This is a genomic window from Streptomyces sp. NPDC049915, from assembly GCF_040656475.1.
In the GTDB taxonomy this organism is placed as follows: domain Bacteria; phylum Actinomycetota; class Actinomycetes; order Streptomycetales; family Streptomycetaceae; genus Streptomyces.
Map to the genome: position 1 here is coordinate 83,481 of NZ_JBFAMH010000024.1, position 22,923 is coordinate 106,403.

Annotated in this window: 17 protein-coding genes and 10 pseudogenes; 7 read left to right on the forward strand and 20 right to left on the reverse strand. The window is 69.6% G+C overall.

Translation table 11 applies throughout. The annotated features are described in order from the left end of the window. Nucleotides 1-41: 41 nt before the first annotated feature. From AB0J12_RS31015 to AB0J12_RS31075, 13 genes and pseudogenes are all read right to left on the reverse strand, one after another. Nucleotides 42-550 (reverse strand): annotated as a pseudogene (locus tag AB0J12_RS31015) (LacI family DNA-binding transcriptional regulator); the annotation flags it as partial. A gap of 138 nt (nt 551-688) precedes the next feature. Continuing rightward, nucleotides 689-1,447, reverse strand: a complete 759-nt coding sequence (locus AB0J12_RS31020; protein ID WP_363267881.1) for a thioesterase domain-containing protein — start codon at nt 1,445-1,447, stop codon at nt 689-691. After that, a complete protein-coding gene (locus tag AB0J12_RS31025) occupies nt 1,440-2,426 on the reverse strand; it encodes an EamA family transporter (protein ID WP_363267882.1) in 987 nt (328 codons plus the stop codon). Before AB0J12_RS31025 ends, AB0J12_RS31020 begins: the two co-directional genes overlap by 8 nt. Nucleotides 2,427-2,512: 86 nt before the next feature. Beyond that, nucleotides 2,513-3,517 (reverse strand): TauD/TfdA family dioxygenase, encoded by a 1,005-nt coding sequence (locus tag AB0J12_RS31030; protein ID WP_363267883.1) that lies wholly within the window; start codon nt 3,515-3,517, stop codon nt 2,513-2,515. Then, nucleotides 3,514-3,783, reverse strand: a complete 270-nt coding sequence (locus AB0J12_RS31035; RefSeq protein WP_361621997.1) for a phosphopantetheine-binding protein — start codon at nt 3,781-3,783, stop codon at nt 3,514-3,516. Before AB0J12_RS31035 ends, AB0J12_RS31030 begins: the two co-directional genes overlap by 4 nt. Continuing rightward, on the reverse strand, nt 3,780-5,399 hold the full coding sequence (locus AB0J12_RS31040) for an AMP-binding protein (protein WP_363267884.1): 1,620 nt from the start codon (nt 5,397-5,399) through the stop codon (nt 3,780-3,782). The genes AB0J12_RS31035 and AB0J12_RS31040 overlap by 4 nt, the downstream gene beginning before the upstream one ends. 1 nt (nt 5,400) lies before the next feature. Beyond that, nucleotides 5,401-6,609 carry an aminotransferase class V-fold PLP-dependent enzyme gene (locus AB0J12_RS31045; protein ID WP_363267885.1) on the reverse strand — a complete coding sequence of 403 codons (1,209 nt, stop codon included), beginning with the start codon at nt 6,607-6,609 and terminating at the stop codon, nt 5,401-5,403. Continuing rightward, nucleotides 6,606-7,829, reverse strand: a complete 1,224-nt coding sequence (locus AB0J12_RS31050) for a hypothetical protein (protein ID WP_363267887.1) — start codon at nt 7,827-7,829, stop codon at nt 6,606-6,608. The genes AB0J12_RS31045 and AB0J12_RS31050 overlap by 4 nt, the downstream gene beginning before the upstream one ends. Nucleotides 7,830-7,972: 143 nt before the next feature. After that, entirely contained in the window at nt 7,973-8,974 is a 1,002-nt protein-coding gene (locus AB0J12_RS31055; protein WP_363267888.1) for a threonine/serine dehydratase, read from the reverse strand. A 243-nt stretch (nt 8,975-9,217) separates the two neighbouring features. After that, nucleotides 9,218-9,416, reverse strand: a pseudogene (locus AB0J12_RS31060) (hypothetical protein). 50 nt (nt 9,417-9,466) lie between these two features. After that, nucleotides 9,467-9,663 (reverse strand): annotated as a pseudogene (locus tag AB0J12_RS31065) (tRNA (adenosine(37)-N6)-threonylcarbamoyltransferase complex transferase subunit TsaD); the annotation flags it as partial. 112 nt (nt 9,664-9,775) lie between these two features. After that, a pseudogene (locus tag AB0J12_RS31070) lies at nt 9,776-10,263 on the reverse strand (IS5 family transposase); the annotation flags it as partial. A gap of 53 nt (nt 10,264-10,316) precedes the next feature. Beyond that, a complete protein-coding gene (locus AB0J12_RS31075; protein WP_363267889.1) occupies nt 10,317-11,942 on the reverse strand; it encodes a multicopper oxidase family protein in 1,626 nt (541 codons plus the stop codon). Nucleotides 11,943-12,209: 267 nt separating this feature from the next. On the opposite strand from AB0J12_RS31075, the pseudogene AB0J12_RS31080 reads away from it, so the two are divergent. Continuing rightward, nucleotides 12,210-12,410, forward strand: a pseudogene (locus AB0J12_RS31080) (cardiolipin synthase B); the annotation flags it as partial. 38 nt (nt 12,411-12,448) lie between these two features. Continuing rightward, nucleotides 12,449-13,041: pseudogene (locus AB0J12_RS31085) on the forward strand (SMI1/KNR4 family protein). Between the two features lie 41 nt (nt 13,042-13,082). On the opposite strand, the gene AB0J12_RS31090 reads toward AB0J12_RS31085, so the two are convergent. After that, complete coding sequence (locus AB0J12_RS31090) at nt 13,083-13,727, reverse strand: MBL fold metallo-hydrolase (RefSeq protein WP_363267890.1); 645 nt, start codon at nt 13,725-13,727, stop codon at nt 13,083-13,085. 105 nt (nt 13,728-13,832) lie between these two features. On the opposite strand from AB0J12_RS31090, the gene AB0J12_RS31095 reads away from it, so the two are divergent. Then, nucleotides 13,833-14,258 (forward strand): MarR family transcriptional regulator, encoded by a 426-nt coding sequence (locus AB0J12_RS31095; protein WP_363267891.1) that lies wholly within the window; start codon nt 13,833-13,835, stop codon nt 14,256-14,258. A gap of 34 nt (nt 14,259-14,292) precedes the next feature. Here AB0J12_RS31095 and AB0J12_RS31100 read toward each other — a convergent pair. Beyond that, nucleotides 14,293-14,580 (reverse strand): annotated as a pseudogene (locus AB0J12_RS31100) (alcohol dehydrogenase catalytic domain-containing protein); the annotation flags it as partial. Nucleotides 14,581-15,375: 795 nt separating this feature from the next. Here AB0J12_RS31100 and AB0J12_RS31105 point away from each other — a divergent pair. Then, on the forward strand, nt 15,376-16,005 hold the full coding sequence (locus tag AB0J12_RS31105; protein WP_363267892.1) for a polysaccharide deacetylase family protein: 630 nt from the start codon (nt 15,376-15,378) through the stop codon (nt 16,003-16,005). 218 nt (nt 16,006-16,223) lie between these two features. Here the strand turns inward: AB0J12_RS31105 and AB0J12_RS31110 are convergent, their stop codons facing one another. Continuing rightward, nucleotides 16,224-17,432: an IS110 family transposase gene (locus AB0J12_RS31110; RefSeq protein ID WP_363267893.1), complete on the reverse strand. Its 1,209-nt coding sequence runs from the start codon at nt 17,430-17,432 to the stop codon at nt 16,224-16,226. Between the two features lie 200 nt (nt 17,433-17,632). On the opposite strand from AB0J12_RS31110, the pseudogene AB0J12_RS31115 reads away from it, so the two are divergent. Both AB0J12_RS31115 and AB0J12_RS31120 read left to right on the forward strand, forming a co-directional pair. Then, nucleotides 17,633-17,825, forward strand: a pseudogene (locus tag AB0J12_RS31115) (transposase family protein); the annotation flags it as partial. 569 nt (nt 17,826-18,394) lie between these two features. Continuing rightward, nucleotides 18,395-18,604, forward strand: a pseudogene (locus tag AB0J12_RS31120) (hypothetical protein); the annotation flags it as partial. A gap of 314 nt (nt 18,605-18,918) precedes the next feature. On the opposite strand, the gene AB0J12_RS31125 reads toward AB0J12_RS31120, so the two are convergent. After that, nucleotides 18,919-19,233, reverse strand: coding sequence for a hypothetical protein (locus tag AB0J12_RS31125; RefSeq protein WP_363267894.1), 315 nt, complete (start codon nt 19,231-19,233; stop codon nt 18,919-18,921). A 65-nt stretch (nt 19,234-19,298) separates the two neighbouring features. On the opposite strand from AB0J12_RS31125, the gene AB0J12_RS31130 reads away from it, so the two are divergent. After that, nucleotides 19,299-19,529, forward strand: a complete 231-nt coding sequence (locus tag AB0J12_RS31130) for a transposase (protein ID WP_363267895.1) — start codon at nt 19,299-19,301, stop codon at nt 19,527-19,529. Between the two features lie 353 nt (nt 19,530-19,882). On the opposite strand, the gene AB0J12_RS31135 is transcribed toward AB0J12_RS31130, so the two are convergent. From AB0J12_RS31135 to AB0J12_RS31145, 3 genes and pseudogenes are all read right to left on the reverse strand, one after another. Further along, a complete protein-coding gene (locus tag AB0J12_RS31135) occupies nt 19,883-20,539 on the reverse strand; it encodes a helix-turn-helix domain-containing protein (RefSeq protein WP_363267896.1) in 657 nt (218 codons plus the stop codon). Nucleotides 20,540-20,720: 181 nt separating this feature from the next. After that, on the reverse strand, nt 20,721-21,926 hold the full coding sequence (locus tag AB0J12_RS31140) for a cytochrome P450 (RefSeq protein WP_363267897.1): 1,206 nt from the start codon (nt 21,924-21,926) through the stop codon (nt 20,721-20,723). Nucleotides 21,927-22,647: 721 nt separating this feature from the next. Then, nucleotides 22,648-22,788 (reverse strand): annotated as a pseudogene (locus tag AB0J12_RS31145) (aldehyde dehydrogenase family protein); the annotation flags it as partial. Between the last annotated feature and the right edge of the window lie 135 nt (nt 22,789-22,923).

Below are 22,923 nucleotides of genomic sequence, written 5' to 3' on the forward strand. Positions count from 1 at the left end.
GGATCTCCTGGAGTGGTCCGGTCCTGCTGAAGGCCGCGCCTGGCCGGGTCCATCACCACGAACGGGACGGACCGGCTGGTCAGCAGCGTCCGCTGGGACTCGTCGAGGTCCGAGAGCACCAGGATCACGCCGTGCGGGCGGCGACCTGGTCGGCCGAGGTCCGGCCGGGGGTGAGCCGCCCGGCGCTCTCGGTGAGCACCACGCTGAGACCGGCGTCGCGGGCGACGTTCTCCACGCCGCGGATGACCTCCATCGCCCAGGCACTCTCGAGCTCGTGGAAGACGAGGTCGATCAGCGGCGAGCGGCTGGCCTCAGCGCGCCGGCGGCGGTAGCCGTGGGTGCGCAGCAGTTCCTCGACACGGCTGCGGATGGCCGGGGCGACGTCGGCGCGTCCGTTGAGGACCTTCGAAACTGTCGGGGCCGACACGCCGGCTTCCCGCGCGATCTCGGCGAGCTTCGCGGTCCGGCCGGACCGTCCTGTGGTCTGGGTCTCGGCGGGCCCGGGGCTGTCATGGCGGCGATCGCATTCCCGCCCCGCACCGGCCCGCAGCCCCCCCACGGCCCCGCCGCGGTGGTCCGCTGCCGACCGACCGCCGAACCAGTCGACACCGACTCGTGAAAGAGCCGCGGAGCCCCGGGGGGCGAACCCCCGGGGCTCCGCCCCCCGAACCCCGTAGGCGCGGCGGGCTCACCCGCGCCGGTGCGGCTCTCCGGCCGGGGTGTTCGCCTCCGTGCGGGTGTGCAGTTCCGCCGTCAGCCGGTCCGCGACCGTCGGCACGTGGTCCCACAGGAACCAGTGGCCGCCCGGGTAGATCCACAGGCCGCCCGGATCGGTGCTGTGCCGCAGCCAGCCCGCCGTCTCCCGCGGTGTGGTGAGGGGGTCGTCGCGGCCTCCGAGGGCGACGAGGGGCAGCGGCAGCGGCGGCCGGTCCAGGTGGAGGTGCTCCCCGCCGAGCAGGACGTCGTCCCGCAGCCGTTCCCGTACCAGGTCGACGAACTCGGGGTCCTCAGCGGCCGCCGCCAGGTCACCGCCGCACGAGCGCAGGTACGCCGCCGTGCTCTGCGGTACGTCCGGGTCGACGGCGGGGCGGAAGCCGTACTGGGGCGCCGCCCGGCCCGAGACGACGAGGACCGCGGGCGGCGGGCAGTCCAGGGCCAGCAGCGCGGCGGCGGTCTCGTAGGCGACGAGCGCGCCCATGCTGTGCCCGAACAGGCCGTAACCCGCGGCCGGGCGGCGGTCCTCGTCCTCGGCCACCCGCCGCGCCAGGTCGGCGGCCAGCCGGCGGATGCCGCCCGTGCCGAGGTACTCGGCCGGCCGCCAGCCCAGCGGAACGGCCTCGACGGTGTCCGGCCACCGCTCCGTCAGCCGCCGGTAGGCCCCGGCGCCGCCGCCTGCGTAGGGCAGCAGGTAGTAGCGCCGGGCGACGCCCGGCCGGCCGTCAGCCACGGCCCGGCCCGCTCTCGGGTACGGCGGCCTGCTCACCCGCCGGCACCGCAGCGCCGTTCGCACCCGCGTCGGCGCCGGCCGGGCGGAGGCGGCCGAGGGCGGCCTTCAGGTGCGGCCCGCCCAGGATGACCGCGTTGGCCGACAGGACCACCAGGACGCCCAGTACGGCGAGCAGGCTCCAGTGGTAGTCCTCGAAGACCGTCGACAGCGACAGGGACACCAGCGGGAAGACGACGGTCGCGAAGGCCGCCCGGTCGGGACCGATCCGGGCCAGCAGCGTCAGATAGGTGACGAAGGCGATGGCCGAGCCGAACACCGACAGGTACACCAGACCGGCCACGTACTTGAACGAGGGCTCGACGGTGAAGGAGTTGCCCGCCACCAGGCAGCCCAGGCTGGTGAACAGGCCGCCGTACAGCATGCTCCAGGCGGTGGACTGCACGACCGGCAGGCCGGCGCGGGCCTGGTTCCAGGAGGAGGCGATGTTGCCGAAGGAGAACAGCAGCGTCGCGCCGAGCCCGAGCAGCAGTCCGGTCACCAGCCCCGAGCCGGCCTCGGTGCCGGCGATGTCGTCCGCGAAGACCATGGCGAGACCGCACAGCCCGGCGAGCGCGCCGAGGACGACCGTGCGGGAGATGGGCCGCTTGAGGAAGATGCGCCCGTTGACGATGTTGAAGCCCACCGACAGGCAGAAGATGATCGACACCAGCCCGGACACGAGGTGCTGCGAGCAGTAGTAGAAGAGCACGTAGTTGGTCGAGTACATCAGCAGGCCGACGAGGGCGAAGCGCAGATGGCTGCGGACCGTGAACCGCATCGGCAGCCGGCGGACCGTGGTCCACACGAACATGCACAGGGCCGCCAGCAGAAACCGGTACGCGACCGACACCGCCGGATCCACGCTGCCGAGCTGCAGTTTGATGCCGATCCACGTCGTGCCCCAGAACAGCACGATCACGGCGTACAGCACGATGTTCACGAAAGCTCTTCCCTTGTCGTCGTACTCGTTTGCGGGTGCGGTCGCCCGGCGCGGGCCGGTGTGCTCCGCGCCGGGCGACCGTCCGGCTACCAGCCGGGGGTGGCCACGACGGCAGGTGGCGCGAAGGCCGTGCCGTCGGTGGGGTCGGTCATCGTGACCAGGATGCGCCGCTGCCCTCGGTAAGGCCTGCGCCCGTGGGCCACGGCGATGTTGTCGACGACCATGACGTCACCGGCCCGGTAGGGCTCGGCGACGGTCGCGGCGTCGTAGGCGGCGCGTATCTCCTCGATGACCTCGCGGGGTATCGGGGAGCCGTCGCCGTACAGGGTGTTGTACGGCAGCGTGTCCTCGCCCAGTTCCTCGGCGAACTCCTGCAGTTCGGGTTCGAGGTTCCAGCGGTTGAAGAACACGCCGTGGTTGAACCAGCTGTCCTCGCCGGTCTGCGGATGCCGGATCGCCGCCCAGCGCCGGTAGCGCACCCGCACGGTCTCGCCGTCGCGGCGCACCGCCATGTTGTGGTCGGCGCAGTACTTCTCCAGCTCCTCGAAGGTGTCGACGCCGTACACGGACTGCCAGCTGAAGCCGATGCCGGTGCCGAAGGTGCGCTGGTAGATCCACCCCTCGGAGGTGAACCGCTCGCGCAGCGCCGGGTCGAGCGCGCGGTGGACGCGGCGTGTGTCGCACACCGGTGTCTCGCCGCCCTCCTGCGCGGGCGTGCCGCACCAGAAGTACAGGTGGCGGGGCCAGTGCAGGACGTGGGAGCTCTCGTTGTGCACGAAGATCGAGCGGTCGGGCGGGTACTCGGTGGAGGTGAACACCTTGCCCGCCACATGGGAGCGGGGGGTGGCGCGCTCGGTGTACTCGGCCCAGGAACCGCCGCTCAGGGCGCGGACGACGTCCTCGAAGGCGCGCTCGTCCGGCACGGGGAAGCCGCGCAGGACCACCGCGCCGTAGTGGTGCAGCGCGGTCCGTAACGGCTCGGCGTGGGCGGCGGCCCAGCCGGTGGCGTCCCGGACGCCGTCCGCGGTCACGATCAGCGGGAACGTGCCGTGCGTGGTGCAGTCGTCGAGGGTGATCGAGCCGTCGGTCATGCGGGCTGCTCCTCCTCGGCGGTGGCGTCCAGTTGTGCGGTGTACTCGGCGAACCGCGGGGCGGTGAACAGCAGCTTGAGCGGCACGTGCCGGTCCAGGGCCGTGCGCAGCCGCACGGTCGCCTGGTAGGCGAGCAGCGAGTTGCCGCCCAGGTCGTCGAAGAAGTGCTGGTCCGCGCCGGGCGGGGGACAGCCCAGGACGTCCGTCCAGACCTGTGCCACCTGGGCCGCGGTATCCGTGGCGCGGGTGTCGTTCGCTGAAGTCAACGCATCTCCTCTTGGACGTGTGCGCGGGAAGCGTGGGCGGTTGCGGCTGGCGCGGAAGGGCTCGGCACGGAAGGGACCGGCGCGGAAGGGACCGGTACGGATGTGTCCTGTACGGAGGCCTCCTGTGCGGGTTCGCCGGGCGCCGGCGGCGTGCCGGCCGGGCGGGGTGCGTCCGCCAGCCGTGCCCGGTCGACCTTGCCGCCCGCGGTGCGGGGCAGGGCCGTGACGACGCGCAGCCGACGCGGCGCCACCGGACCCATGAGCCGTTCGGTGAGCGTGCCGCGCAGCGCTCGTACGTCGAGATCGGCGCGGCGGCTCTCCACCACCAGGTCGAGCGCGGTGCCGTCCGGGCCGGGCACGGCCAGGGCGACGGCGGCGGTCACGCCGGGGAACGAGGCGGCGATCGTCTCGATCTCCCCGAGCTCGACCCGGACACCGCCGACCTTCACCTGGTCGTCGGCCCGCCCGAGGAACAGCAGGTCGCCGTCCGGCAGCCGGCGCACCAGGTCGCCGGTGCGGAAGGTGCGGCCGTGCCGGTCGTGGCCGAAGCGGTCGCCGGCCGGGTCGGCCGGGTCCAGGTAGCCGAAGCCGACTCCGGTGCCGCCGATGAGCAGTTCCCCGGCGTCCGGGCCGAGGCCGGGCACCGGCAGCAGGGTGAGCCGGGTGCCGTCGATGGCCCGGCCGATGGGCACGGGGCCGTCCGGCAGGGGTGGGGTGCAGGGGTGGTGGGTGGAGTCGACGCAGGTCTCCGCGGGTCCGTACTGGTTGACCAGGTGGGTGTGCGGGGCCTGGCGCAGCACGCGCTGGGCGAGGGTACCGCGCAGTTGCTCGCCGCCGGAGTAGAGCAGGCGCAGGGAGGTCCACCCGGCGAGCAGTCCGGACACCTCGACCAGGGAGAGCACCGAGGGGACGAAGTGGGCCACGGTGGCCCGGTGCCGTACGGCCGACTCCACCGCCTCCTCGGGGTCGGTGTACGGGCCGTCCTCGGTGAGCAGCAGGGCGGCTCCGTGCAGCAGGGCGGCCGCTGCCTCCCACACCGCGAAGTCGAAGGAGACCGCGGTGTGCTGCAGCAGCACGTCGTCGGCGGTGAGCGGGTAGCACCGCTGGCTCCAGTCGAGCCGGGCGGTGAAGCCCTCGGCGGTGAGCACGGTCCCCTTGGGTGTGCCGGTGCTGCCGGAGGTGAAGACGACGTAGGCCGCCTGGCCGCTGGGCCAGCGCAGCGGCTCGGGCAGCTCGCCGTGCCGGCGCCGGTCGACCCGGCCGATGCGGGCGGCGGAGGCGTCGCCGGAGACGAGCAGGGCCCGGCCGGCGAGTTGCCGCAGGACGTGCTCGCGCCGGGCGGGTGACTCGTGGGCGCGCAGCGGTACGTAGGCCAGGCCCAGCCGCCAGGCCGCGAGCATGGCGGCGAGGTGGCGCGGGGAGCGTTCGGCCTCCACGACCACGCAGTCCTCGGCGCGCAGCCGGGCGGCGAGGGAGCGGGTGGCCGCCTCGGTCAGCGCGGCCAGTTCCGCGTAGGTGGTGCGCCGGCCGTCCGGTCCGATCACGGCCGTGCGATCGGGCGCGGCGGTCGCGACCGCACGGAAGCGTTCGTGGAAGCTCTCGGTGTGCTCGGTCATGTCACACGCTCCGCGCCAGCAGCCGGTGGACCTCGTCCAGGGCGGTGAAGGCGTACTCGATGTCCTCGCGCGTGTTGTACAGGTACGGCGCGATCCGCAGCCCGGCCGTGTGGTCGTGGGCCGTGAAGTACGGCTGGGCGCAGAAGTGGCCCGACCGGCACATCACGCCGTAGGAGTCGCTGAGCGCGCGGGCGATCGCCGACGGGTCGGGTACGCCTCGCAGGGTGACGGTGAGCACGGGGATGCGTCCCCGGTCGCCGAGCCCGCCGAGCGCCGTGAGGTACGGCCGGTCGCGCACCTGTTCCAGCAGTGCGGTGAGCAGCTCGGCGTCCCGTGCGACGACGGTGTCCGCGCCGGTCCGGTCGAGGTACTCCAAGGCGGCGCCGAAGCCGTAGACACCGCTGATGTTGGGGGTGCCCGCCTCGAAACGGTAGGGGGCGCGGCGCAGCCGGTAGCCGGCCTGGTCGGCCCAGTCGACGGTGCCGCCGCCGAGCCGGTCGGGGGTGATGGCCTCGATCAGCCGGTCGCTGAGGCAGAGCACGCCGATGCCGGTGGGGCCGAGCATCTTGTGCGCGGAGAAGGCGAGCGCGTCGATGCCCGCGGTGACGCGCGGCAGCCGGTGCGGGACGAGCTGGGCGGCGTCCACGACGGTCCAGGCGCCCGCCTCGTGGGCGAGGGCGGCGAGCCGGTCCACGTCGGCCGTGTGGCCGGTGACGTTGGAGGCGGCGGTGAGGACCACGACACGGGGCCGGCTCTCCAGGACGGCCTGGAAGGACTCCTCGTGGACGGTGGTGTGCTCCCCCGCGGCCAGCCAGGTGGTGCGGCACCGCCCGCGCCAGGGCAGTTGCGCGGAGTGGTGGGCGTCGACGGGCAGGGCGACCAGGTCGGTCTCCTTCAGCGGCAGGCCGGCGGCGACGAGGTTGATGCCTTCGGTGGTGCCGGCCGTGAACACCACGTTGCGCGGGGGCACGCCCAGCCGTTCCGCGATCCGGGCCCTGACCTGCTCGTACCGCTCGGACGCCTCCTCGGACAGGATGTGCTTGCCGCGGTGTATGTTCGCGCCGACGGTGCCGTAGTAGCCGGCGATCGCGTCGATGACGGAGTGCGGCTTGAGCGTGGTGGCAGCGTTGTCAAGGTAGACCAGGCGTCCGGCGTCCACGGTGCGCTGCAGCAGGGGGAAGTCGGCACGCGGGTCGGCGAGGGCGGTCACAGCAGCGCTCCTTCGCGGACCCGGCCCGGTCCCGAGCAGGTGGCGAACTTGCCCGACCGCTCGGCCTCGATGTGGGCGACGGTGCCCACCTCGACGCGTTCGACGTGCGGCAACAGCGCGCGCAGCCGGTCCCGTACGGCGCCGGTCTCCTCGGCGGGGTCGGTGCCGGGGGAGGTGATGATCCGGCAGCGGACCGTGCCGGGCTCGCTCTGGTCGACGCGGTAGTGGCGTACGCCGGTCACGTCGGCGAGGGTGTCGTCCACCTGGCGGGGTGTCACGGCACGTCCGCCGGGGCCGTCGAGCAGGCGGGAGGAGGCGCGGCCGTGGTGGACCACGGTGCGCCCCGGGGCTCCGCAGGCACAGGCGCCGCCGGGTTCCAGGAGGTCGCCGGTGCGGTAGCGCACGTGCGGTGAGAGCCGGTCGCCGATGCTGGTGACGACGAGTTCGCCGAGCTCGCCCGGCCCGGCCTCGGTGCCGTCCTCGCGCAGGATCTCGTGGTGGAAGTTCTCCTCGTTCAGGTGCCGCGCGCCGGGGGCGCACTCGATCCCGAACCAGCCGAACTCCGACATGGAGAGTACCTCCGCCACCACGGCGTCCTCGGGCAGCGCCTCGGTGACCGCGCGGCGGGCGGCGTAGGTGAGCAGCGAGTAGGTCAGGACGACGGCCCGGACCGGCAGGCGGGTCACGCCGCGTGCGCGGGCCCGGTGGCAGAGGAAGGCCAGGTGGGTGGGGTCGGCGTAGAGCCAGGCGGGCGCGTGGTCGGTGATCTCCTCCAGCATCCGGTCGACCATCGCGTCCGGTGTGGCGAGCACGTCGTGGGAGACGGACAGGACGAGGGTTCCGTCGGGCAGGGTGCGGTCGGCGCGGGTGGACAGCGGCGTGGCGCACTCCACGTCGGAGCAGTTGGGCGCGGCGAGCCGGGCCACTCGGCGGTTCTCCGCGCCCAGGAGCCGCTCGCCGAGCGCCGGGTGGGCGGCGGCGGTGACCGCCATGCGCTCGGCCAGGAGCGGCCGATGGACCACGGTGACCAGACGGTCCCCGGTGGTGCCGGAACTGCTGCTGGTGTAGGTCAGTTCGGGCAGGGATTCCGCGGGGTTGATCACCTTGGCCGGAAAACCGCGACGGAAATCGGGCTTTCCGGTGAAGGGCAGGGCGCGGAATTCCTTCTCCGACGCCAGGCGAAGCCGTCCGTTCTCGGCGAGACCGTGACGATCGATCAACTCCCGGTAGAACGATAAGGACTGGTAGGCGAATTCCGCTTCCGTGCATGCCGCCGGCAGCGAGGTCCGAGCGTGCGGTGACAAAGCTCCCCCATGATTTGGATCGATTTCAGGACGGTGCGGTCACATGGTCTGGATCGATTTCAGGACGGTGCGGTCAGCAGGGAGGCGACCAGGGCGGGGTCCGCGTTCCCTCCGGAGACGACCGCCACGACCGGGCCCGCCGTGGCGGGCGGCACATGGCGGCCGCACAGAAGAGCCGCCGGGGCCACTGCTCCCGACGGCTCGACGAGCTGTCTTCCCTGGCGGGCCAGACAACACAGGGCCTCGGTTATGTCGTCCTCCGAGACGGTGACGATGTCGTCCACGAGCCGCCGTATGTGCGCCCAGGGCAGTGTTCCGAGCGTGGTCGCGCGCAGCCCGTCGGCGCAGGTGCGGTAGGCGTCCGCCGTTGTCCACACGGCGCGCTCGCCGCGGCGCAGGCTCTCGGCGGCGTCGCCGGCGAGTTCCGGCTCGACGCCGATGACCGCAACCTGCGGGCGCAGCGCCTTGACGGCGGCGGCGACGCCGCTGAGCAGTCCGCCGCCGCTGACCGGCACGAGGACGGCCGAGACGTCGGGGACCTGTTCCAGCAGTTCCAGCGCGAGCGTGCCGTGCCCGGCGATCGCGGCGCGCGAGTCGAAGGGGTGGACGAGGTGCGCCCCGGTGCGTTCGGCGAGTTCGTACGGGTACACGTCGCGCCGCTCGGGCGTCACCAGTTCGACGCTGGCGCCGAGCGCGCGCACCCCGTCGACCTTCACGGCGGGGGCGGTGTGCGGCATGACGACGGTGGCCTTGATGCCGTACAGGCCAGCCGCGTAGGCCACGGCCTTGCCGTGGTTGCCGCTGGAGAAGGCGACCACTCCCCGGGCGCGGACGTCCTCGGAGAGGGCGGCGACGGCGTTCAGCGCGCCGCGAATCTTGAAGGAGCCGAGCAGTTGCAGATGCTCCGCCTTGAGTAGCAGTTCGCTTCCCTCGAGCGGGAGCACGGGAGTGCGGCGGATGCGTCCCGCCAGCAGGCGGGCGGCTGCGGAGATCTCGTCGTGGTGGACGAGGGACTCGGCTAAGTCGGAGAGGGACAGGGGCGAGCCGGATGGGTGGGGCATCCTCGCTCCAGGGTCGGCCGGTCCGGGTCTCGGAGCCGGCGTCATCGGCGGGTGAATGAACCAAGCCAGGAACCTAGGTGATGAATTGCAAGCGCTTCAAGGCCACCCCTGCGAATTTTGCCACCCTTTACCTTGACGAGGTTTCCTACCGAACCAGTAGGATTCCTCTTTGCGATCTCCCCGAATTGGCGCGACAATGGCGCGAATTCGACGCCGGAGCGGCCGGGCGGCAGGGGCGGCGGCTCAGCCCAGCGACTCGAACCGCCACCGGTGCACCGCCCGGGTGACCAAACTGCCGTCGAGCTCGGGCAGTTCGGGCAGCTCGGCGTCGTAGGGGGCGTCCCGCCAGGTGATGACCAGGATGCGGTCCTGCGGGGCGCGGAAGGTCTCGCGGCGCAGCGGGGTGCCGTCCCACGGCGCGGGACCGGACCCAGTCCAGCAGCTCCGCGCCCCGGCCCTCGGCCGCCCGCGCCTCCTATATCAGCGCGACGGTCATGAGTACAGGTTGTCCTTGTTGACCTCGTGCACATGGTCGTGCGCGGGCACGTGCGGGTCCGTGACCGGCAGCGAGGAGTCCGCAGACAGGTCCCAGCCGGAGGCGGTCCGTTGCGGGCGACCATCTCCGCGCCGAGCGCGGCGACCATCGCGCCGTTGTCCGTGCACAGCTTGGGCCGCGGCACGCGCAGCCGGGAGTTGGCGGCCACGCCGCCGCCGTTCCACAGACTGCCCGACGCGCCGCAAGCTTACGGGGCCATGATCACTCGCCCCAAAGCAGCTCCAGCCCAAAGCCGCTCCGCCGACCTTGCCTCCTCGGCTGCCGCGGCGCCGGCGGTTGGCCCGCTGGTCTCTCGGCTCGGGATCGTGTGCTTGATCTGGCGTCTGCGCAGGTGACGCCGATTACGGCGTCGCGCCGGGCTCCTGCGCCGACCCGGGATTTTCGGGGTACGGGTGGAGGCACCAGCCGCGTGCTGATGAGCGCGGCAAGTCGTGGAATCGACGCTGACCATGCTCCAGTCGATCCGGCCCTCGGCATCGGCGTCGGCCTGGACGGCCCGCAGGATCCTCTCCCACGTGCCGTCCGCCGACCACCTGCGATGACGATCGTGAACCGTCTTCCAGCTACCGAAGCAGGGAGGCAGGTCCCGCCAGGGGAGGCCGGTCCGCTGCCGGAACAGAATCCCGTTGATCACACGGCGGTGGGATTGCCAGCGTCCACCCCGCCCGCGATTCGTCGGCAAGTGCGGCTCCAGTCGAGCCCACTTTTCATCCGAAAGATCTCCCCGCCCCATGTCCCACGGAACGAGTGCCCAGCGGGAGCGTCACGCGACCCATCGGACAAGTCCTAGTCGACGACGTTGATGTAGCTCATCATGCCGTTGTCTTCGTGGGCCGCGATGTGGCAGTGGAACATGACCTTGCCGGTGAAGTCGGAGAAGGGGACGCGGATGACCACCTTGCCGGGCACGCCGTTGACCGCGTGGGGCACCGGGATGGTGTCCTGGCGGCCGACGAAGGACTGGGGTACGCCGTTGATCGAGATGACCTGGAAGGAGTTGGTGTGGATGTGGAAGGGGTGGTCCTCGCCAGCCTCGTTAGTGATGGTCCACTCCTCCACGGTGTTCAGCTTCGCGGGGGTGTTGAACACTGAGGAGTCCATGCGGAACTGCTGGCCATTGATGAGGAAGCCTTCCGAGTCGTTTCCGCTGAGTGTCACGCTGCGGTTCTGCGCGATGGAGGCGTTGGACAAGTCGGTAGGCGAGGAGGGCAGCGCGCCAGAGACGGTGGGGAGCTGGGCCTGTGAGCGACCGGCGACATTGACCTTGAACAGCGGGGTGTCGGGGTAATTATCACCGTCCGGCCCGTTGTTGAAAGCAAGGCTACGCAGGGTGGTTCCGCCGGGCTGCCTGCTGGCGGTGACGAGCACGTCGTAGCGCTTGCCGGGGGGCAGCAACAGGGTGTCGGCCGTGGTCACCTTGGCGGCCGGAACGCCGTCCTGGCCGATGACTGTGAACCGGTATCCGTCGAGCTGGAGGTGGTACCAGATGTCAGCTCCAACGTTGCCCAGGCGCCATAGCTGAGTCTCACCGGGCTTGATGGTGAGCGCGGGCAGCAGCTGCCCATTGACCAGACGTACCGTCGGGGCGTCGGAGTCGATCGACGTGGTGGTGGTGTTCTGGACGATGTGACCCGTCTTGTCGAGCTGAACGTCCTTCAGGTTCACGGTGTGCGTGGTGATGTTCCGCAGGGCGGGCGGGAGCAGGGCCCGATCGTCTCCGACGACCATGGCGCCAGAGAGGCCGGCGAAGATCTGGTTCTCCACGTCGCCGGGGGAGAAGCTGGCGCTGGGTGACGGTGTCATCTCCATGCCTGCCATGCTGGAGCTGTCCGAGGGGCAGGTCGTGCCCATGGCGTGACTGTGGTACCAGTACGTGCCGACCGGGTGATCGGTGGGCAGGTCCAGGCGGTAGTGGAACGTGGTGCCCGGGGCGATGCAAAGGAACGAATCGTCCGAGTCGTTCGACGGAGAGACGTGCAAGCCGTGGAAGTGCAGGTTGGTCGCTACCGAAAGGTTGTTGACCAGCGTGATCGTGGCGTGTTCGCCCGGCAGGAGGTGCAGGGTGGGGGCAGTGAACGAGCCGTTGTAGGACTGGCCCCACACCTGCTTTCCCGCCACCTCGAAACGCGTGTCGTGCGCGTTGAGGGTGATCGTCATGTTCGGGCTGGTGGCGGTGTCGAGGACCGGCGGGTCGGCGAAGGGCTGTCCGGAGGTCATGCCCGCCTGCTGCTGGGCCGTCGACAGCGGCTGCTCCGTCGTAGACGCCAAGGTCGGGGCGGCCGATGCCCCTCGGGTGTACACGACCGCGGCGGCAATGACCAGGAGTGCGGCTGCCAGCGCCTGGACGGTTATGAGGTGCCGTCTTGGCTGGCGGCGGTTGGCATCCGGCACGTTGCCGGCTGAGTTGGACATCGGTTCCCCTGTTGGTCTAGTCCTGCGGTGCAGTTGGTCTGTCGCCGAACGCCGCACCCAGACATGGACGTTGGCTTGTTAGGGCACAGCGTCCGCAGAGCGGTCGCGTTGGGTGGTTGTCGTCGGACGAGTCTGGACGTCATCAGCTGTCCGGCTTCACTGTGGCAGTGGCTGGTATCACTGCCGTCTCGTCGGCGTCTTGTGCTGCTCCGGCCGCCGACGCCGCCGTGCCGAGAGTGGAGGTCTGCTTCGTCTGTCTGCCCGTTGAACTTCAACCGCCGGTCCATGGACCATGACGAAGAGGTCATGCTCGCCGTGCTCGACGAAACCTTCACCGCCTCACTCGACCGCGACTTCGAAGCGGACCTCAGACACAGTGTGGACATCGACCTCGCCCGCTGGAGGCGGCGGGCCGTACTCCAGCGCGCCAAGGAAGCCGCCGTCACCCCCATCCGACGGTTCCTGTGATCATGGGCGAGTACTGGGGCATCTCTTTCGGATCTTGCATGGTGACCGGCATGAACACGGAAACCTGTGACCCAGCCGGGTTGGCCATCCTCCGCGAGATCTTCGTGCCCTGTCCCGAGGCGGTACCGCCGGCCGGTTGGGAGGCGGTGCGGTCTTTTCGAGGCGGAGCACGACATCGTGCTCCCGGAGCCGTACCGGACGTTCGTGGCGGAGATCTGCGACGGACTGCGCGCGGGACCGCCTACTACGGTCTGTTGCCCCTCGCGCAAACGCCCTCGGACTGGGGCCCGGACCGCCCCGAGCGGCTGCTTGCCGAGCCCTTCCGCTCACGGCGGCGTCGCTGTGGGAGGTGGAGGAAGGGGACGATGAGGCGCTGTCGGAGCAGGAGTTCGAGGCGCGGATGGACTCCGTGTTCGATCACGGCTCACTGCTGCTGGGTACCGACGGCTGCGGCATGTACTGGCAGCTGATCGTCACCGGCCCGCAGCGCGGCCACGTCTGGCTGATCGACGAGAACGGAGCGATACCCTTCGGCACCCGGCCGGGCGCCTCCTTGATGCCGGGCACACCCGGTTTCGCGGGGTGGGTGACCCACTGGGCCCAGGGCCGCTCCTGGTTCGGGGATGCCTAGGAGGACGACAGGACAGAGCGGCTGCGGCCTTGCGGTCGGTCCTACAGCTGGACGGTGGTGCCGGGCTCGAGCCGGATGATGGGGGTGCCGGTCAGGCCCTTCTCGCCGAGGAGGTTGGCAGTGGACTGCTGTCCGAGATCGCTGAGCATGAGCTCGTGGATCTGGAGCACCTGCTCCGGCTTGACGGTCCGTACGAAGTCCGCGGCCTCGCCGAGCTTGGTCCACGGGCCGCTGGTCGGCAGCAGCAAAGTGTGGATGACGTCGTCGGGGGCGAAGTAGGCGTCGCCGGGGTGGTAGAGGGCCCCACCGTCGAAGAGGTAGCCGACGTTGTCGGGACAGGGGATGTCGGCATGGACCAGGGCGTGGCGCCGGCCGTGCACGGAGACGGTGAGGGAGCCGACGCTGAAGGTGTCTCCGGCGACCACGGTGTGTACGCGGGCGTCCTGGGCGCCGAGTGCGGCGGCGACGGCCGGCGTGCCGAAGACCTGCAGCTCGGGCCGGGTCTGAAGGGCCTCGGCGATCAGGTGCTCGTCGAAGTGGTCGAAGTGCTCGTGGGTGATCAGGACGGCCTCGGCCCGCCCGATGGTCTCTGCGGCGTCCGGGGTGAAGGTGCCGGGGTCGATGACCACACGGGTGCCGTCCTTCTCGACGGTGACGCAGGCGTGCGCGTGCTTGGTGATCTTCATGGTGGACCTCCTTGGGGGCCGCTTCGTGCAACCAAACTGTACAACTTGATTACATGTATCGCCACCCCAGTTGTACAGCTGGGTTGCCGAGTAGGCTTTGGTCCCATGGACGAGAAGCAGCTGGCTGAGGAACTCCGTACGGCCGTGGGACAGCTCGTCCGAGCCGTGCGCGTGATCGACACGATGGCCCCCGGCGAGGCCGCTGTCCTCGGCTACCTTGACCGCAGCGGCCCGATGACCACAGCGGACGTCGCTCACGAGCGAGGGGTCAGCCACCAGTCGGCCGCCAAGGCGGTGAAGGAGTTGCTCCAGCGGGGATTCGTCCGCGCCGAGGCCCACCCCAGCGACGGGCGCAAGAACCTCCTGCACATCACCCCGGCGGGCACGGACCGCCTCGACGAGGAACGTCACCGGCGCGCCGCCCTGCTCGGCACGGCCATCGCCGATGTCCTCAGCGCGGAGGAACGCGAGACGCTGGCCGCCACCCTGCCACTGCTGTCCCGTCTGACCGACCACTTGCGGAGGCGCTGACAGGCGCTCCCGGCGGTCCCGGAAGGCGGCGGGCCCAGTCGGTCAGTCCGAAGACCCGCTGTCCGACGGTGAGGCCGGTCGTGCCGAAGCCGAGTTCCGCCACCACCCCCGAGACCTCGTGTCCGGGCACGCTCGGGGTGCGGTCGTGTCCTGCGCGGTCGGTCCAGGTGGCGGGCCAGTCGAGTTCTCCTCGGGTGAAGCCCGCGGCGTGCACGTGCACGATGACGTCGTTCTCGGCGGTGTGGGGATGGGGGAGGTCATCGAGGGTCAGCCCCCTGACCCCTACCCCTGCCTCGCGGTCCCGGACGGTGATGGCTTGCACGAGCATTCCCTTTTCCAGGCGGGTGAGCCTTGGCATGTAGGTGACAGATGCAGGACGGGGCCACGTATGTGGCTCGGCAATGCGGAGCCGTCGCCGCCCGAGATGGAGCGACAGGTGCCGGCCGCCTGCCGCCGGAGCGGTACGGCCGCGGATGGCGAGAGGGTCGACGCACCCCCGGGCTGGAGTTTCACCCCACGGGACGGTCGGCATGCGCGCGTCTCACCCGAAGGTCTGACCTCTCCTGGCGCCATACCTCCGGACCGCCGCCTCGCCATTCGATGTCGTCGGACCGGATGCCCCGGGTGATGACGACCAGCCGCAGCGCGCCGTGACGTCGCCGGGGTCGTCGATCCCTGCCATGCCGGCCTCCTGTAGGAACGAGACGAGTCCCGGAGCCAGTAGCACGCCCGAGGATCGGTCAACGAGACAACTCCTCAACTGCGTGACCGCAACCAACCTCCCGCATTGATCCTCTTTACATACAGTCGGGCTGATCTTCCGACGGAGTCACGTGCAGCACGGCAGCACGGCAGTTGTGGGGAGACCGGCACGGTGAAGCGGTACGACAAGCGGGGCAGGCTGTACGGAGCGGTGGCGAGTGCGGTTGTGGTGGCCCTGGCTGCGGGCGGGTGCGACGTGGGCGGTGGCCACGCAGTCGGCGCGTCCCCCACACCAGTGCGGCCCACTGCCACCGGTGGTACGACCGCAGCCGCGCGTGCCGCCGAGGCTACGCTCTGGCGCAAGTGGGGCCTGACGCCGTTGCCCTCGGCCCCGCAGCCTCCTGCCGACAAGCCCGTGAAGCTCTCCGTCTCCGGTACCGTTCCGGTCCTCACGCACATAACGACGTCACAGAAGGTCGTCTTCATCACCGTCGATGACGGGCAGGAGAAGGATCCCAGGTTCGTCGAGATGATGCGGGATCTGAAGGTCCCGCTCACGATGTTCCTGACGAACGACGTCATCAAGTCCGACTACGGGTACTTCAAGCAGTTGCAGGAGTTGGGCAACCACGTCCAGAACCACACCCTGCACCACCCGCCGATGAACACGATCCCGCAGGCCCGGCAGAAGGAAGAGGTGTGCGGTAACCAGAAGATCCTCACCCGGGAGTACGGCACGGCACCGCTGCTGTTCAGGCCCCCCTACGGCGCGTACAACGCCGGCACCAAGGCGGCGGTGGCGGAGTGCGGGCCCAGGGCGATCGTCTGGTGGCGGGAGTCCATGCAGATACACAACATGACGTACCAGGACCCGGACAAGAAGCTGCATCCCGGGGACATCATCCTGGCCCACTTCCGCGGCCCTTCGGAGCTCAAGGGCACCACGACGACGCAGATGTTCGCCCACCTGCTCAAGCACATCCAGGAGCAGGGCTTCGCCGTGGCCCGCCTGGAGGACTACATCCAGCCCCCCACAGGGCACTGACAGGACGGACGGCCGCCGCAGCAGGGCGAGTGACTGAGGCTTTTCAGTGTGGCCTCTGATCGGGTGACGGCGTAGACGTACGCAACGGACAAGGCTCCCGTGCCGTTGAGGGGAGGTGTTCGACGTCTCAACTCACTGGCGCAGGAGCCCTGTTGGTTTCCTAACCTGCCGCACTCGACCTGCCCCATGCCCTGGTCGAGTGAGTCTCAATGATGGTGTCAAGCCGATTGGGTGACTGGTGGGGTGGGCGTGAAGTGCCTCTTGTCACGGAGCATGGCCCATAGGACGTCGACTCGGCGGCGTGCGAGGGCGAGCAGCGCCTGGGTATGGATCAGTCCTTCGGCACGTTTCTTGAGGTAGTAGTCCCGGGAGGGGCCTGGGCGCATCATGGCGGTTTGGGCGGCCATGTAGAAGACGTGCCGCAGGCGGCGGTGGTAACGCTTGGGCCGGTGATGGTTACCGGTCCGGCGGCCGGAGTCGCGCGACACCGGGGCCAGACCGGCGTGGGCGGCCAGGCGGCCGGCGTCTGCGTAGCTGGACAGATCTCCGACGACGGCGAGGAACTCCGCCCCGAGGATGGGGCCCATCCCGGGCAGAGATTCGATGACTTCGGCGCGCTCGTCGAGGCGGAAGACCTCGCGGATCTCCCGGTCGGTGTCTTTGATCCATTCGTCGAGCATGAGGAGCTGGTGGGCGAGGTCGCACACGAGTTTGGCAGCTCGTTTTTCGCCCGGCAGGGCGGTTACCTGGGATCGGGCTGCTTCGAGCGCGCGGGCGGCGACATCGGCTGCACTGCGGACCTCACGTCGTGCCAGCCAGTCCGCAAGTCGTTTGGCACCGACTCGCTGCAGGGCGGCCGGGGTCTGGTACTCGGTCAGCATGACAACCGGCCCCTTGGCCGCTGAGTAGTCGAAGGCCCGCTCCAGAGCAGGACAGATGCCTACCAAGGCATCACGTAAGCGGTTGATCAGTCGCACCCGGTCAGCGACCAGATCGGCTCGGTGCGCGGTGAGCAACTGGAGATCGGCCACGGTCTCGTTCGGCAGGCTCAGGAGCGTGAAGTCCCGGCGCATACGCGCGGTGTCGGCGATGACCAGGGCGTCCTTGGCGTCAGTCTTCCCTTCGCCGCGGTAGGCGCCGGACATGCGGTTGACAGTGCGTCCAGGCACATACACCACGCTTTGGCCGTGGGCGATCAGCAGTGCAAGCAGCAACGTCGAGGCTCGGCCGCAGATGTCGACCGCCCATTGCACCTGGTTGGCCATCTCGCACGCTGCGACGATCAGGTCCAGGATCTCGTCTTCACCGTTGACGACCTTCTTCGAAAGCACCTTCTCTCCAGTGGCGTTGACTCCGACAGCCCAGTGATGGGCCTTGCCAGCGTCGATGCCAATCCAGACTTGCTCATGACGTTCCGTCACCGTCATCGCTCCGTTCCCAGGAAGCAGCACCTTCAGGGTCCGGGAACACTCCGCCGCCAAGCCCTTAACCAGCGATGACCGCAGTTCTCAATCAGCGGCCGGAGCGTCCCGGAGAACCGGGCAGCCACTCACTCGGAGCCATCAACGGCAGGTCACCATCAGCTACACCCAGTCCTCCCGGACCACCACCATTCTTAAGGGTCACCATGCTCATCGTCACCCGCGAGGGGTGACCGCCGCTGCAAGCTCCCGCCGCACCAGCGTGCCCTGGTCGGCCTGGTGTACCTGCGCCGACACGACACTCTCGCCCAGCTCGCCGCCGGTTTCGGCATCTCTGTCGGCACCGCCCACACCTACACCGCTGCGGTGATCGCCCTGCTCGCCGACCGCGCGCCCGGCTCCTCGGCCTCCACGCGTACATACCCGCGTTCAAGTACCTCCCCCTGGTGGCAGTGATCTACTGGGCGCACTTCCCCTTCGCGCAGCGGCTTTCCACCACGTTCATCCGGACGGCGAAACAACAGCCGAGAAGCGGATTCCACCGCCGGCTCCTGGCCCGCTCGCTGGTCAGCGGTGTCTTCATGACCCTGGCGATCCCGTTACCCCTGATGCTGCTCTTCGGACACTTCTCCACGAAGCCTCTCGGTTTCCCGGCCGCGTGTCTCCTGGGACTCACGGCAGGCGTCTGGTCCTTCGGCAAGAGCTGGGTCGACGCCCTTATGGAGCCAGTCAACATCGCCAGGCCCCCGAGCCCGTCGTTCCTCCTTCAGACGGCACGCTGGAACTTCGTGCACAGCCTGAGCACTGTGTGGTTGTCCGTCTTCTTTTGCAGCTTCATCGCCATCCTGGCGCTTGGCTCTACGACGCCGGCCGGCATCCTGCGTTCTGTCTCGGTGACACTCTGGCTCTGTGTCGTCGCCCTCACCCTGCTTTTCTTGATTTGCCCGTGCGGATTCTTCGTCCAGACCCGGCTGTGGCTGGCCCTCACGGGCCGCCTTCCGCTGAGCTTCATGACCTTCCTCGACGACGCGCACCAACGCGGAATCCTGCGGCAGAACGGAGCGGTGTACGAGTTCCGGCACGCCTACCTCCAGGAGCACCTGGCAGCAACGGCCGACAGTGGGCACCAACGATCCGGGATGGCTGCCCTTGAGCGATCGGAGGCCGACCGGACGTGAGTGCTCCCATCCAGCCCGGCCTCGGGGATGACGGTGTTCCGGCATGGGGGCGGAGACTGACCGTGTCGTGTCCGGCCTGCGGCCTGGCTACGAACCGTCGCCGAGCAGCCGGTGCCGGCCGCGCCGGGCCACCCGTGGCAGGGCGTCCGCTTCACGTCGTCATGGGGTTCCAGGACGCCGCTGGACGTGATCCTGGTCGAGCCGGGCCTGGTCGCCGAGATCGCGGTCGAGACCGCCCAGGAACGCGGTGCACGGCGGCACCCCGTCCGGTACGCCCGGCTGCGCCTGGACGTGACCATTGCGGACGTGGTTCGTCAGTCCCGAGGTAGGGCGGCGAGCCAGCGGTCGTCCTGGAATTCGGCGGGGACTTCGTCCTCCCACGGATCGATCCCGCGGCGTTCCAGTTCGTCGAACCATTGGTCCCGTTGTGACTCGGGGAGGCGTCGTCCGCACCAGGGACAAAAGTCGATGGTGATGCTCGACGTGCCGCCGTCGTGGATGATCAGCCCGTACTCCTGGAACTTGGCGCTGAATTTGATCAGTGCGTCCGGGCAGGCGAAGGGGTCGTCGTGCTCGTCGCAGTGCACGTTCACGCGGCGGCTCATCGCTTCGCAGCAGTGGTTGGTCATGACCTTGGCTTTCCGGTGATCGACGCGATGACCAGAAGTAGATCACGGCCTGTAATGATCACCGGGTGGCACGTGGAGATCTGACGGATACGCAGTGGGCCCGGTTGGAATCGTTGTTGCCCAAGGGCAGGAAGCCCGGACGTCCACCGAGGTGGAGTCGGCGGCAGCTGATCGACGGCATGCGGTTCCGGACCCGCACCGGTGTGCCGTGGTGGGACGTGCCGGAACGGTACGGGCCGTGGGCCCGGGTGTACGACCTGTTCCGCCGCTGGCAGCGGGACGGCACCCGGCGGTAGTCCAACGGCCTTTCATTCACAGTGCCTTGGTGCGTGCTGTGCATGCGCCTCGCCTGTATCCGGCAGTCCGGGCACCGGCCCGGGCGAGCGGTGGACACCGCCTCCACTACAAGGATGTCGGTGGAGTCGCTGACGTGATCCACCCGCACATCGATCCCGGGGAACAGCACAGCCTTGGCTGTCTTGCTCGCCATGGCAGGAAACACTCTGCCCAAACGATCCCTCGTTCCTCTCGCTGACCTGGGGACTCATGGAACTGCGGACAGAGCCGTGAAAACGGCCAGGCTCGCTCTTGGCTTCCCAGGTAGTTGGCCGTTGGAGGTGAGGGGAACGACCTCACTGACGGCCTCTTTTCAACGCCGCCGGTGCGGGCCGAGCTCAAGGAGCACGTTGCCCAGTTGGGCGGAGGTCAGGGGCGGCGCGGGGAGGGTGGACGCGGCTGGGTGGGCGCGGAAACTGTCGAGAAGCAAGGTAAGGGGGCGGATCCAAGCGTCCGGGGCGACGGTGCTCAGTGCAGGCACGACCCGGCCCAGCGCCGCGAGTGCGAGGAGGACGTCCTCGGTGGTGAGGTTCGGGCGGACGGTGCCCTGCGCCTGGCCGCGGTGGAGCAGGTCTGCGATGGTGTCGCGGTTATGGGCGTGGATGGCCTCCAGAGAGGTCACGCCTTCCAGGCTCGTGGTCATGAGGTCGTTGGTGCCGCGGTCAGCGGCAAGCGTCGCGAACACGGTGTGCAGGTACTGCGTCAGCCCTGTCCACGCGTCCTCGGCGGTACGTGCTCGCGCGCCGGCGGCCATGGTCTCGGTGAGAGCATCCCGGAAGACCTCGTTCACGAGCGCGGCGCGGGTCGGAAAGTGGCGGTAGAGGGTCGCGTTGCCGATACCCGCGCGCCGAGCGATGACGTCGAGCGGAGCGTCCAGTCCCTGTTCGGCGAAGACCTCGCGGGCCGTCTGCGTCAGTAGCTTCCGGTTGCGCAACGCGTCGCGGCGCCCAGTCGGCGCGTGGCCGCCCATCGCGTCTCCTTCTTCTCCGTCTCGTCCCCGTACCGGAGAGTGCTCCCCGGTACGGATGCTACCGACGATTGAGCAAAGAGGAATCACTCCCCCCTTCTTTTGCTGTGGGCATGAGACCCACCGGCGTAGAAAGGACCCGATGTACAGTTCGGCGTTCGTGCTCGGCGGCGGGGACTTACGTCTACCAGCGCACCGGCAGCTCTCGCAGGCTCCGCATGAGACTGGTGCGCCACCGCGGTGTGCCGTCACCGTCGAAGGCCAGGCGGGGGAAGCGGTCCAGCAGGATACGCAGGGCCAGGGTCGCCTCCAGGCGGGCCAGCGGGGCGCCCAGGCAGCGGTGCAGGCCGTGCCCAAACGCGAGGTGGGCGCGGGTCGCGGCCGGATCGCGGCGGATGTCGAACCGTTCGGGGGCGGGGAAGCGCGCGGGGTCGCGGTTCGCGGCGGCAATGGAGAGCACGACACGCGCGCCCGCCGGTATCCGGGCGCCGCCGAGGATGATCGGTTCGGTGGTGTAGCGGTAGGTACCCGCCGGCGCGGGCGACTCGAAGCGGAGCGCCTCCTCCACGGCGCCCGGCAGCAACTCGGGGTCGGCGCGGAGCGCGGCGAGCTGCCCGGGATGGCCGAGCAGCAGGTGGACGGCGTTGGCGATGAGGTTGACGGTGGTCTCGTGCCCTGCGACGAGCAGTAAGAAGGCCATGCCGAGCAGTTCCTCCGGGGTGAGCCGGTCGGTGCCGTCCCCGTCGTGGGTGCGGATCAGGGCGTGCAGCAGATCGCTCTCCGCCGCGTCCCGAAGCCGCCGTTTCTCCTCCGCCAGCCCTGCGAGGTACGCGGCCATCTCCTGCGAGGCGCGGGCGGACTGCTCCGCATCGTCGAGGGTGACGACCTTCGCGGACCACGCCCGGAAGGCAGCCCGGTCCACGTCTGGCACCCCGAGCAGCTCGCAGATGATGGTGAGCGGCAGCGGATAGGCGTATGCAGCCACAAGGTCGGCACGGCCGTCGGCGACCACGGCGTCCAGGAGCGCACCGGCCGCCTCCTGGACGCGGGGCCGCAGCGCCTGGACGCGGCGGGCGGTGAACTCGCGGGCCACCAGCGTCCGCAGGCGTGTGTGATCGGGCGGATCGACCTGGAGCATGTTGCGGCCCACGGCGTACAGCCCGTCGTCCTCGAAGTCGGCAGAGTGCCGCACGTCATTGCGCAGCCTGGAGTCGGCGAACGCGGCTCGCACTTCCTCGTGCCCGATGACCAGCCATGACTCGTCCCCGGTGGGGAAACGCACGTGATGGACAGACCCGCGGGAGCGCAGCGCGGTGAAGGCGGAGTAGGGGTCGGCGGTGAAGTCGTCGGTGAGCTCGGCGAGTCGGACGGTGGGGTGCTGGGTGCGCATCGGCGGCTCCGACAGAAGTGGGGACCATTCCCCGGTTATACGTCAGGTGTGACCATAGCATGAAACGGGGAATGGTCCCTGTTTTCGGTCTTGGAGGGCAATGCCCATGAGGTCTCCTTCCAGCCAAACGAAGCCGGCGACGACGCAGTCGACAAGGGCATCGGGCAGGAAGTGCCCGTGGACGGTGGCGTAAGCGCGGGCGACGGCGATGCCTTCCGCCCAGGCGGTCTCCCATGCCGACCACACCATCCCCAACGCTTCCAGCTCGATGACGCGTGTCGCTGTCGGTTCTTTCTGATCGGCATCCGGGGCGTTGAACTGGGCTGATCAGTTGGCTGGTTGGGTCCAGCGGTGTGGTGTGTACTGGCGGGGTGCTTGGCGTTGCTTGCGGGCCGCGACTGGGCGGACCTGTGAACTGCGCAGCTCCCGCTCTGGGTTGGTCCTGTGGGTGTTGATCGGTTCTGTTGGTTGGTTGTTTGGTCAGGTCCGCTGGGTGGCTGTTGTAGCGGCATAGGGTGTGGGCCCGTGGCTGCCGATGGTGGTCATCAGGTGCTGTTGATGGGGTGGAGCTGAGTCCAGGTTCGTTGCTGGGTACGGGGATCGACTGCTGCGCCGCGACATCGCGTTCACGGTCCGCTCGGCCATGGCCGGCCGTTGCACGCGGCTCCGCGAATCCCCGGAACTGCGTGCCCGGTTCGCCGTCGGATGCGGGCTCAGGGTGGATGGCCTTGGTCTGCAGAAACTCCTCCAGTCCGTAGCGGCCGAGTTCCCGGCCGTTGCCGGACTGCTTGCAGCCGCGGAACGGAGCGAGCAGGTCGATCTGCATGCCGTTGATCTGGATCCGGCCGGCCTGGAGCCGGCGTCTCCTGGCAGGCCGACGGTGGTTCTGACCTGCCAGGCCCGATCGGCGGGGCCTGGCTGGATGCGCTGGTGCCCCATCGACAGCACCGACCAGCCGGCTCCGCTCCTGCCGCACATCACTTTACGAAGTCGCGTA

Excerpts from the sequence above, each read along its gene's own strand:
- AB0J12_RS31030 (WP_363267883.1), bottom strand. The coding sequence starts at position 3,517 with ATGACCGACGGCTCGATCACCCTCGACGACTGCACCACGCACGGCACG.
- AB0J12_RS31040 (WP_363267884.1), bottom strand. The coding sequence starts at position 5,399 with ATGACCGAGCACACCGAGAGCTTCCACGAACGCTTCCGTGCGGTCGCG.
- AB0J12_RS31055 (WP_363267888.1), bottom strand. The coding sequence starts at position 8,974 with ATGCCCCACCCATCCGGCTCGCCCCTGTCCCTCTCCGACTTAGCCGAG.
- AB0J12_RS31075 (WP_363267889.1), bottom strand. The coding sequence starts at position 11,942 with ATGTCCAACTCAGCCGGCAACGTGCCGGATGCCAACCGCCGCCAGCCA.
- AB0J12_RS31090 (WP_363267890.1), bottom strand. The coding sequence starts at position 13,727 with ATGAAGATCACCAAGCACGCGCACGCCTGCGTCACCGTCGAGAAGGAC.
- AB0J12_RS31095 (WP_363267891.1), top strand. The coding sequence starts at position 13,833 with ATGGACGAGAAGCAGCTGGCTGAGGAACTCCGTACGGCCGTGGGACAG.
- AB0J12_RS31110 (WP_363267893.1), bottom strand. The coding sequence starts at position 17,432 with ATGACGGTGACGGAACGTCATGAGCAAGTCTGGATTGGCATCGACGCT.
- AB0J12_RS31125 (WP_363267894.1), bottom strand. The coding sequence starts at position 19,233 with ATGACCAACCACTGCTGCGAAGCGATGAGCCGCCGCGTGAACGTGCAC.
- AB0J12_RS31135 (WP_363267896.1), bottom strand. The coding sequence starts at position 20,539 with ATGGGCGGCCACGCGCCGACTGGGCGCCGCGACGCGTTGCGCAACCGG.
- AB0J12_RS31140 (WP_363267897.1), bottom strand. The coding sequence starts at position 21,926 with ATGCGCACCCAGCACCCCACCGTCCGACTCGCCGAGCTCACCGACGAC.